Below are 10,452 nucleotides of genomic sequence, written 5' to 3'. Positions count from 1 at the left end.
GCAGGGGGGACCCTGTGGGAGAGTAGGACGCCGCCGAACAATCATTCAGGGAAAGCCCCCCGCCTTTTGGCGGGGGGCTTTTTCGCATTTCCGGGGCATTTTCGGACGCCCCTCGGGGCGGGCGGGTGGAACGAGTCCGGTCTGTGATCGGTGGGCTGTTGTCTGGGCCGGGGGTTGGCGGCAGACTGCCCGTCATCGAGATTGGTCCAGACCACCGGCGGACGGGAGGGCTTCGGGGGAATGGGAGCGGACGGGTGGGGTTCGCCCGCGGGGGTTCGGCGGGCGGGGCAGCACGGGGTGGTGCTGGGAGCTGCTGCGGTGACGGTGCTGGTGGCGGTGGCGGTGTTGACCGCGCTGACGGCACTGACGGGGAGTTCGGTGACGCAGGGGATGTGGCACCGGTTGGCGGCGGATCCGCGGTTCTCGGTGTCGCTGTCGGGGCGGTACGCCGAGGGCGGGGACACGGCGGCGGATGCGCAGGTGCGGGCGGCGTTGCACCGGGCGTTGCCGGGGATGCCGGCGGAGATCGAAGAGGCGCTGCACGGGACGATGCCGTTGCGGACGCCGCTGCCGAAGGTGGCGGGGGCGGACTCGTCGCCGCTGGGGTTGGCGATGGCGCCGCTGGCGGTGACGGAGCCGCAGCGGGTGGCGGAGTTGGCGCAGGGGGCCTGGCCGACCGGGCTTGAGCAGGTGGCGGTGTCGGAGACGGCGGCGCGTCTGCTGGGGGTGTCGACGGGGGCGAAGTTGCCGTTGGCGCTGCCGGCCGGCGGGACCTTGTCGCTGACGGTGAGCGGGGTGTACCGGGAGCTGCCGGGGGCGGCGCGGCTGTGGCGGGCGTGGGGTGCGACGTCCGCGGTGGAGTCGCCGGAGCGCCTGGTGCTGGCGTCGCAGGAGTTGCTGCGGACGCATCCGCTGCTGCACGACCAGGTGGACGTGCAGTGGACGGCGGTGCCGGAGCCGGGGCAGGTGCGGCCGGAGGGGCTGGGGCTGCTGCGGGACCGGGTGGAGCGGCTGACGGGCGGTGATGTGAACCGGGCGGTGTTCCGGGGCGTGAACCCGTCGCTGCAGGGGTTGCGGGCGTCGAGCGATCTGTCGGCGGTGTTGAACGATCTGCGGTCGCCGATGATGGTGGCGCGGTCGGGGATGCTGGTGCCGGTGACGATGCTGGCGGTGCTGTCGGCGGGGACGATGGTGCTGACGGCCCGTCAATTGACCGATTCCCGAAGGGCGGAGCTGCTGTTGCAGCTGGCGCGCGGTGCGGGTCGGGCCCGGCTGTTGGGTGCCGCGGCGGTGGAGTGGGCGCTGTGCACGGTGCCGGCGGCGCTGCTGGGGGTGTGGGTCGCGGGGCCGTTGCTGCGGTTGCTGGAGCGGCTGGGGCTGCCGGTGGACGGGGCGGCCGCGGAGGCGACGGGCGCGGCGGCCTGGGCGGTGGCCGGGGTGGCGTTGGTGCTGCACGGGTGTGCGGCGCTGCTGCCGGTGCTGTGGACGGTGGACGGCGGCGAGCGGGAGACGCCGTCGCGCAGTGCCCGGCGGGCGGTGGCGCAGCGGGCCGGGGCGGACCTGGTGCTGGCGGCGGTGGCGGTCCTGGCGTATCTGCAACTGCGGCAGTACCAGGGGCTGTTGAGCCCGGCGTCGAGTGCGGTCGGGTTCGATCCGGTGCTGGTGGCGGCGCCGGTGGTGATGACGGTGGCGGCGGCGTTGCTGCTGTTGCGCTTGTTGCCGCCGCTGGGTCGGGGGTTGGAGGCGTTGGCGCGGCGTGGGCGGGGTCTGGTGGCTCCGCTCAGCGGTTGGCAGGTGCGTCGGGGCCGGGCGGGTCAGGCGGCGCCGGTGCTGTTGATGGCGTTGGCGTTGGCGGTCGGGGCGTTGACGACGACGGCGATCGCGGGTGAGGGGCCGAGCGACCGGGACCGGGCGGCGTTCGAGCTCGGGGCGGACCTGCGGGTGACGGGTGGTGAGCTTCCGGTGGGGGCGCGGCTGGCGGCGCTGGCGGCGGTGCCGGGGGTGGCGGCGGTGACGCCGGTGGCTTCGGTGGCGGGCCAGATCCAGGGGTCGCAGGTTTCGGTGCTGGCGGTGGACACGGCGGCGGTGGGGCCGGTGGCGACGTCGGAACGGACGGCGTCGGGGGCCTGGACGCATGCGGTTCCGGCGGTCCGGGCGGATCTCGAACAGGGCGCGCTGGCCGACCAGTTGGCGTTGCTGCGGGACGGCGAGGTGCCGGTGCACGGGATGCCGCTGGAGGGACGCCCGTCGGAGCTGAAGGTGCGGGCGGCGGTGTCGGCGGCGGACCGGGTGGGCCAGGTGTGGCTGGTCGCGCAGGTGGAGGACGCGAGTGGCCTGGTGACGCAGGTGAAGGCGGAGCTGACGGCGGACGGGGTGGCCCGGTCGGTGTCGCTGCCGTTGGCGTCGGGGACGTTGCACTATCCGCTGCAGGTCACGCAGTTGGGGGTGCGGAGTGCGGCGCGGGGTTTCCCGCGGGCGACGCTCCGGCTGACGGTGTCGGCGGTCGAGGGGGCGAGCGTGCCGCCTGGCGCGAGCTGGGTGAACGTCACGCGCGGGGACGTCCGGGTGGCGGGCATGGGGTGCCCGGGCGTGACGGATCTGGGGGACCGGCGGGTCGAGGCGGGGGTGTGCGAGGTGTCGAAGCCCGAGGGCGGGCTGCTGTCGGCGGTGGTGCGCGGGGCGGATTCGACGCAGGGGGAGGCCTTGGACGGGGTGTCGTTCGGACTGCTGCCGTCGGGGACGCCGAAGCGGGTGCAGGGGATGCCGGTGACGGGGTACCTGGTGCCGGCGCTGGTGAACGAGGCGTTCGCGCGGAAGATCCGGTTCGGGATCGGTGGCGAGGTGCGGCTGATGGGCGGCCCGGAGGACCTGTTCGGGCTGCGGATCGTCGGGGTGCTGCCGGAGCTGCCGGGTGGCGGGGACCGTGACAAGGCGCAGGTGCTGGTGGATCTGCCGGCGTTGTCGGCGGCGCGGTCGGGGCTGGGGCTGCCGCCGGTGACGGACGGGTCGTGGCTGCTGGCGGCGCAGTCGAGGGCCGGCGCGGAGCAGGCGGAGCGGGTGATCGCGGCGGATCCGCGGCTGGGCCGGGTGGAGAGCGTCCGGTCGCGGGCGGCGGCGTTGGCGGCGGATCCGTTCCGCTCGGGCCGGCGCAGTGCGCTGGTGCTGTCGTTGGCGCTGTCGCCGGTGTTCGCGGTGGCCGGGTTCACGGTGCACGCGGTGGGTTCGGCGCGCTCGAGGCGCCGGGAGTTCGCGGTGCTGCGGGCGATCGGGGTGCGGCGCCGGCAGTTGGCGGGGGTGCTGCGGCTGGAGCAGTTGGCCGTGGTGGGTTTCTCGGTGCTGCTGGGCGGGGCGCTGGGTGTCGCGCTGGCGGCGGTGGTGCTGCCGTTGATCGTGGTCGACGGGAGCGGCCGAGCGGTGTTCCCGTCCATGGAGTTGACGGTGGGCTGGGGCTGGACGGCGGCGGTGGTGCTGGCGACCGGCCTGGGGGTTGGCACGGTGGTGCTGGTGCTGTCGCGGATGTTGGCGCGGGTGGATCTGGCGCGTGAGCTGCGGGCGGGGGAGAGCGGATGAGGGGCCTCGGCGGGTTCGGTGGGTGGCGTCCGGCGCTGCGGGAGGCCCGGACGGGGTGGCCGGTGCTGGTGGTGCTGACGGCGCTGGCGGTGGTGCTGACGGTGGCGTCGCTGCTGTGGCCGCCGGTGTTCGACGGCCTGGCGACGAAGGAGCTGAGCCGCCGGCTGACGGTGGCGCAGGTGGACGGGCCGCTGGTGATGGCGCGGGCGTCGCTGAAGGCGCCGCGGAACTTCTACGGTAATTCCACGGCGCCGCAGTTCGGCTCGTTGGACAGTGACCTGACCCGGGTCGGGGAGACCCTGCGGCAGGGGGCGTCGGGGGAGTTGGCGCACACCCTGGTGCGGGTGTCGGGCTGGGCGCAGAGCGAGGGCATGAAGCTGTCGGGAGCGGGAGTGCCCGAGCCGGACGACAGTGGCACGTCGGTGTCGCTGGCGTACGCGCAGGACGCGGCGGACCGGGTGCGCTGGACAGCGGGCCGGGCGCCGGCGCAGCCGGACGGGGCGAAGGAGGCTCCGGTCGAACTGGGGATGTCCCGCCAGGGGTTGGAGCAGTTCGGGCTGACGGTCGGGCAGCGGGTGAAGCTGGAGGGGCAGACGGAGGCCACCGAGGCGGTGGTGGTCGGCGAGTTCGAGCCGCTCGACGGCGCGGACGACCTCTGGCGTGAACTCCCGTTGCTGAACTCGCCGTTGTACGCGCCGGAGCCGAACGGGTACGTCCGGTACGGGCAGGCGCTGGTGGCTCCGGCGGGGCTGGAGGCGTTGGAAGCGCGCGGGTCGCTGTCGGTGTCGGCGACCTGGGCGTTCCAGGCGGCGCAGCAGCCCTGGGGGACCGGTGGCACGGCTGCGGGCACGCGTGAACTGGCAGTGGGGGCAAAGGGGTTCACCAGGTCGGCGGTGGACCGGGTGTGCGGTGAGATCGTCTCGGATTCGCTGCCGTGCCCGGCGGGGGTGCGGACGGTGTCGCCGCCGCAGGTGCAGGAGCGGCTGTCGGTGCTGATGGACCGGTTCGCGGAGCAGCGGGCCCGGACGGTGTCGTTGCAATCGTTCGCGCTGGCCGGGCTGTTGGCGATCGGGGTGTCCACGGCGGTGGCGGCGGCCCGGCTCGGGGCGCGGCGCCGGGAGGCGGCGCTGACGCTCCAGCGGGCGCGTGGGGCGGGTGAGATCGCGCTGGCGGCGGTGCGGGCCCTGGAGGCCGTTCCTGCGGTCCTGGTAGGGGTGTTGGCCGGCTGGCTGGCGTCCCGGGCGCTGGCGGGGGAGCGGCCGCTCGGTGCGTGGTGGCCGGCGCTGCTGGCGGCCCTGCTGGTGGCGGGCGCGCCCGCGGTGGCGGTGTGGTGGCAGGGTCGGGCGGTCCGCCGGGCGGGCCGGGAGCCGGTGCAACGGCGGGGCCTGAAGCGGGTGTTGGGCCTGTCGGCGCGGGTCGTGGTGGAGGGCACGGTGCTGGCGCTGGCGGCGGCGGGCGTGCTGCAGTTGCGGCTGCGCGGCGCGGTGTCGGCGGCGGCGACCGACCCGGATCCGCAACTGGCCCTGGTGCCGGTGGTGTTGGGCCTGGCGGCGGTGGTCGTGGTGCTGCGGGTGTACCCGGTGCCGCTGCGGGTGCTGACGGGCTGGGCGCGGCGGCGGCGCGGCACGGTCGCGCTGGTCGGCCTGTCGCAGGCCGGGCGGCGTTCCGCGGCGGCGGCGACGGCACTGCTGGTGCTGGTGCCCGCGCTGGCCTGCGCGGTGTTCGGCGCACTGGTGTCCGGGACGGTGCGGCAGGGCCGGGTGGAGGCCGCCGAGTGGCGCACCGGCGGGGACGCGGTGGTCCTCGGGCCGTCGCAACGCCCTTTGCCACTTGAGGAGTTGGCGAAGGTTCCGGGTGTCGGCGGGGTGCTGCCGGTACGCGGCGGGGTGGCCGTGCTGACCGCCGACGAGGACGGCTCGGTGGTCAAGGGCGTCGGCCTGGTCGGCGTCGACCGGACGGCGCTGGAGGCGGTGGAGCCGGGCTCCCCGGTGGCGGCGGCGCTGTCCGGCGCCGCCCTGTCCGCACCGCTCGCCGCGGGCGCGGAACTGCCCGCGCTGGCCGACGCGAAGACCGCCGCGCGGTACCCCGAGGGGTCGTTCGACGCGGACGCCGGGGCGACCAGGTTCCGGGTCCGGATCGTCGGCGTGCTGCCCGCCGGGGCGGACCGGGACCGGGCGATCGGCCCGGTGGTCGGCGACGTCGCCACCGGCCCGCTGCTGGTGTTCGGCGGGCCCGCCGTAGACCGGCTGCCCCGGCAGACCGGGCAGCGCAACGCCGCGGTGCTGTTCGCCGAGCCCGGCCGGCCCGGCTCGCCGGCCGGTGCGCAGCGGATCGACGGGGCCCGGCTGCGGGCCGTGGTCGCGGCCTCGGCGGCGACCGGGGGCGCGGGTGGCGCAGGGGCGGCCGGTGGTGCGGTGCTGCGTGGGGCGCCGGTGGAAGTCCGCGATCTGGCAGGGCAGTTGAGGGAGTCGGCGGACGACGGGCTGGTGTCGGCGCTGGAGTTGGCGTTCCGGACGGCGGCGGCGATCGGGCTGCTGCTCGGGCTGGCGGCGGTGGTCCTGGAGCTGCTGCTCGGCTCGGCGGAGCGCGGGCGGATGCTCGCGTACCTGCGGACGCTGGGGCTGGACGGGCGCTCTGCGGCGGGCGTCCAACTGGTGCAGCTGCTCCCGGTGATGGCGGCGGCGGTGGTCGGCGGCACGGTGCTCGGCCTGGGGCTGCCGTGGCTGCTCGGGCCGGCGCTGGAACTGCGGGCGTTCACGGCGGGGCCGGGGGCGCCGGCGTTCGCTCCGGACTGGCTGACGATAGCTGCCGCCGCTCTGGCGCTGCTGGTGCTGGTGCCGTGTGCGGCGGCGCTGGAGGGGGTGACGGGGCGGCGGCGGGTCCCGCAACTGCTTCGGCTCGGTGAAGGAGCGCAGTAACCGGTTCAAGAACGGACAGTGCAACGGGGTCGTGCGTCGTCGGCGTGCGGCCCCGTCGTGCTTGGCCGCGCAGTTCCGCCCCCTCGCTTCGCTGGGGGGACCCCCAGCGCCCCTGTCGGGGCGCGAGAGTCAGGGGTGTCAGTGGGGCGCGGTAGGTTCGTCGGTGCGATGTGTCCTGATTGTGGGTGAGGTGTCCGTTGCAGTTGGCGCAGGTGGAGGGGGTCCTGGAGCGGGTCACGTACGCCAATGAGGACACGGGGTACACGGTGGCGCGGGTGGACACCGGGCGTGGGGCGAATGATCTGTTGACGGTGGTGGGGGCGCTGCTCGGGGCGCAGGTGGGGGAGAGCCTGCGGTTGTTCGGGCGGTGGGGGTCGCATCCGCAGTACGGGCGGCAGTTCACGGTGGAGAACTACACGACGGTGCTGCCGGCCACCGTGCAGGGCATTCAGCGGTACTTGGGTTCGGGGTTGATCAAGGGGATCGGGCCGCGGTTCGCGGAGCGGATCGTGGAGCGCTTCGGGGTGGAGACCCTGGAGGTGATCGAGAACGAGCCGAAGCGGCTGATCGAGGTGCCGGGGCTGGGGCCGAAGCGGACGAAGATGATCGCCAAGGCGTGGGAGGAGCAGAAGTCCATCAAGGAGGTAATGGTCTTCCTGCAGAGCGTCGGGGTGTCGACGTCGCTGGCGGTGCGGATCTACAAGCAGTACGCGGACGCGTCGATCGGGGTGGTGAAGAACCAGCCGTACCGGCTGGCTGCGGATGTGTGGGGCATCGGGTTCCTGACGGCGGACCGGATCGCGCAGGCGGTGGGTATTCCGCACGATTCGCCGGAGCGGGTGAAGGCGGGCCTGCAGTACGCGCTGTCGCAGTCCACCGACCAGGGGCACTGTTATCTGCCGGAGGAGCGGCTGATCGCGGACGGGGTGAAGCTGCTGCAGGTGGATGTGGGGCTGGTGATCGACTGCCTGGCGGAGCTGGTCGCGGCGGAGGGTGTGGTGCGCGAGCGGCTGCCGGGCGGGGACGGGCTGGAGGTCACCGCGGTGTATCTGGTGCCGTTCCACCGGGCGGAGATCTCGCTGGCGGGCCAGTTGCTGCGGCTGTTGCGGGCCGAGGAGGATCGGCTGCCGTGGTTCCGGGGGGTGGACTGGCCGGCCGCGCTGAGCTGGCTGGCGAAGCGCACGGGTGCGGAGCTCGCCCCGGAGCAGGAGCAGTCGGTGCGGCTGGCGCTCACCGAGCGGGTCGCGGTGCTGACCGGCGGCCCGGGCTGCGGCAAGTCGTTCACGGTGAAGTCGATCGTGCAGTTGGCGCTGGCGAAGCGGGCGAAGGTGGTGCTGGCGGCGCCGACGGGGCGGGCGGCGAAGCGGCTGGCGGAGCTGACCGGCGCGGAGGCGTCCACCGTGCACCGGCTGTTGGAGCTGAAGCCGGGCGGGGACGCCGCGTACGACCGGGACCGGCCGTTGGACGCGGACCTGGTGGTGGTGGACGAGGCGTCGATGCTGGATCTGATCCTGGCGAACAAGCTGGTCAAGGCGGTCGCGCCGGGTGCGCACCTGCTGTTCGTGGGGGACGTGGACCAGCTGCCGTCGGTGGGTGCCGGCGAGGTGCTGCGTGACCTCCTGTCGCCTGGCAGCCCTATCCCGTCGGTGCGGCTGACCCGGATCTTCCGGCAGGCCCAGCAGTCGGGTGTGGTGGTGAACGCGCACCGGATCAACGAGGGCCTGCCGCCGCTGACCGACGGCCTGCCGGACTTCTTCCTGTTCGCGGAGGACGACACGGAGCGCGCGGCGGGCCTGACGGTGGACGTGGTGGCCCGCCGCATCCCGCAGCGCTTCGGTCTGGACCCGCGGCGCGACGTTCAGGTGCTGGCACCGATGCACCGCGGCCCGGCGGGGGCGGGCGCGCTGAACACGCTGCTCCAGTCGGCGGTCACGCCGGCCCGCGAGGGCCTGCCCGAACGGCGTTTCGGCGGGCGGACGTTCCGGGTCGGCGACAAGGTGACGCAGATCCGGAACAACTACGACAAGGGGCGCAGCGGCGTCTTCAACGGCACAGTGGGCGTCGTGACCTCGCTCAGTGTGGACGATCAGCGACTGACGGTGATGACCGACGAGGACGAGGAGATCCCGTACGACTTCGACGAACTCGACGAGTTGGCGCACGCGTACGCGGTGACGATCCACCGTTCTCAGGGCAGCGAGTACCCGGCGGTGGTGATTCCCGTCACGATGTCGGCGTGGCCGATGCTTCAGCGCAATCTGCTGTACACCGCGGTGACGCGGGCGAAGAAGCTGGTGGTCCTGGTGGGGTCGCGGAAGGCGATCGGGCAGGCGGTGCGGGCGGTGAGCGCCGGGCGGCGGCACTCCGCGCTGGACCACAGATTGGCCTCGGGGCGTGGTTCAGGGGGTACGGTACGGGCAGAGGTTGTCTTGACGTGAAGAGATTTAGGGCGGAACCTGGTCTGGTGCCGATCTTGTCCGGTTCACACCGGCTGCGGCAGCAGAGTTTGTAGGCCCTGGTCCTTTCCCGGGTCACCCCCGGTGCGCGGCCGTCCTTCGGATGCGGGATCGTTGAGACAGTCAGGGCAGTCGGATGAGGATCAATTTCGTCGGTGAGGAAGACGTGAGCGACAAATCGGTAGTACTGCGGTACCAGGACGGCGAGTACGAGTACCCCGTCGTCGAGAGCACTGCGGGCAACGCCGGCTTCGACATCTCGAAGCTGCTTCCGCAGACCGGCCTGGTCACCCTGGACAACGGTTTCGGCAACACCGCCGCCAACAAGTCCGCGATCACCTTCATTGACGGTGACGCCGGCATCCTGCGCTACCGCGGCTACCCGATCGAGCAGCTGGCCGGCGAGGCCAACTTCATCGAGACCGCCTACCTGCTGATCAACGGCGAGCTGCCGAACGCGGGCGAGTTGGCGACGTTCAGCAACGAGATCACCCAGCACACCCTGCTGCACGAGGACGTCAAGCGCTTCTTCCAGGGCTTCCCGCGGGACGCCCACCCGATGGCGATGCTGTCCTCGGTGGTCGGCGCGCTCTCCACCTTCTACCCGGAGAGCCACAACCCGTTCGACGCGGACCAGCGCCACCTGTCGACGGTGCGCCTGCTGGCGAAGCTGCCGACGATCGCGGCGTACGCGTACAAGAAGGCGATGGGCCAGCCCTTCGTCTACCCGCGCAACGACCTCGGCTACGTCGAGAACTTCCTGCGGATGACCTTCGCCGTCCCGGCCGAGGACTACGAGCTGAACCCGGTCGTGGTCAACGCCCTGGACAAGCTGCTCATCCTGCACGCCGACCACGAGCAGAACTGCTCCACCTCGACGGTGCGCCTGGTCGGCTCCTCGCACGCCAACCTGTTCGCCTCGATCTCGGCGGGCATCTCGGCGCTCTGGGGCCCGCTGCACGGCGGCGCCAACCAGGCCGTGCTGGAGATGCTGGAGCAGATCAAGAACGACGGCGGCGACGTCGACGCCTTCATCCGCAAGGTGAAGAACCGCGAGGACGGCGTCAAGCTGATGGGCTTCGGCCACCGCGTCTACAAGGCGTTCGACCCGCGCGCCGCGCAGGTCAAGGTGCTCGCCCACGAGGTGCTGGCCCAGCTCGGCAAGTCCGACGAGCTGCTGGAGATCGCCCTCAAGCTGGAGGAGCACGCGCTCAAGGACGACTTCTTCGTCTCGCGTCGCCTCTACCCGAACGTGGACTTCTACACGGGTCTGATCTACCGCGCGATGGGCTTCCCGACCAGCATGTTCACCGTGCTGTTCGCGCTCGGCCGGCTGCCCGGCTGGATCGCCCACTGGCACGAGATGATCAAGGACCCGACCAGCCGGATCGGCCGCCCGCGGCAGATCTACACCGGCGTCGAGATCCGCGACTACGTGCCGCTCGACGGCCGCTGAGCGAGCCGCGACCGAACGAAGGGGCCCGGCCCCGGCCTCCCGATGAGGGAGG

The 10,452-nt window shown here is 73.1% G+C and carries 4 protein-coding genes; all 4 read left to right on the top strand.

Annotated features, from left to right (window positions below):
- Positions 1 to 300: 300 nt before the first annotated feature.
- The 4 genes from ACGFWJ_RS35840 to ACGFWJ_RS35825 all read left to right on the top strand — a co-directional run bounded on the left by ACGFWJ_RS35840 (position 301) and on the right by ACGFWJ_RS35825 (position 10,400).
- Positions 301 to 3,570: an FtsX-like permease family protein gene (locus tag ACGFWJ_RS35840; protein WP_392956914.1), complete on the top strand. Its 3,270-nt coding sequence runs from the start codon at positions 301 to 303 to the stop codon at positions 3,568 to 3,570.
- Positions 3,567 to 6,488 carry a hypothetical protein gene (locus ACGFWJ_RS35835; RefSeq protein ID WP_392956913.1) on the top strand — a complete coding sequence of 974 codons (2,922 nt, stop codon included), beginning with the start codon at positions 3,567 to 3,569 and terminating at the stop codon, positions 6,486 to 6,488. The genes ACGFWJ_RS35840 and ACGFWJ_RS35835 overlap by 4 nt, the downstream gene beginning before the upstream one ends.
- 197 nt (positions 6,489 to 6,685) lie before the next feature.
- Entirely contained in the window at positions 6,686 to 8,926 is a 2,241-nt protein-coding gene (locus tag ACGFWJ_RS35830) for an ATP-dependent RecD-like DNA helicase (RefSeq protein ID WP_387646644.1), read from the top strand.
- A gap of 184 nt (positions 8,927 to 9,110) precedes the next feature.
- Positions 9,111 to 10,400, top strand: a complete 1,290-nt coding sequence (locus ACGFWJ_RS35825; RefSeq protein ID WP_387646642.1) for a citrate synthase — start codon at positions 9,111 to 9,113, stop codon at positions 10,398 to 10,400.
- The last annotated feature ends 52 nt before the right edge of the window (positions 10,401 to 10,452 follow it).

Source organism: Kitasatospora sp. NPDC048407 (assembly GCF_043200475.1).
Lineage (GTDB): Bacteria > Actinomycetota > Actinomycetes > Streptomycetales > Streptomycetaceae > Kitasatospora.
Note: the sequence above shows the minus strand (reverse complement) of the source record. Positions and strands in the feature narration are given on the sequence as shown.

What these genes read in the sequence shown, in the direction of transcription:
- ACGFWJ_RS35835 (WP_392956913.1), top strand. Translation starts at nt 3,567, where the DNA reads ATGAGGGGCCTCGGCGGGTTCGGTGGGTGGCGTCCGGCGCTGCGGGAG.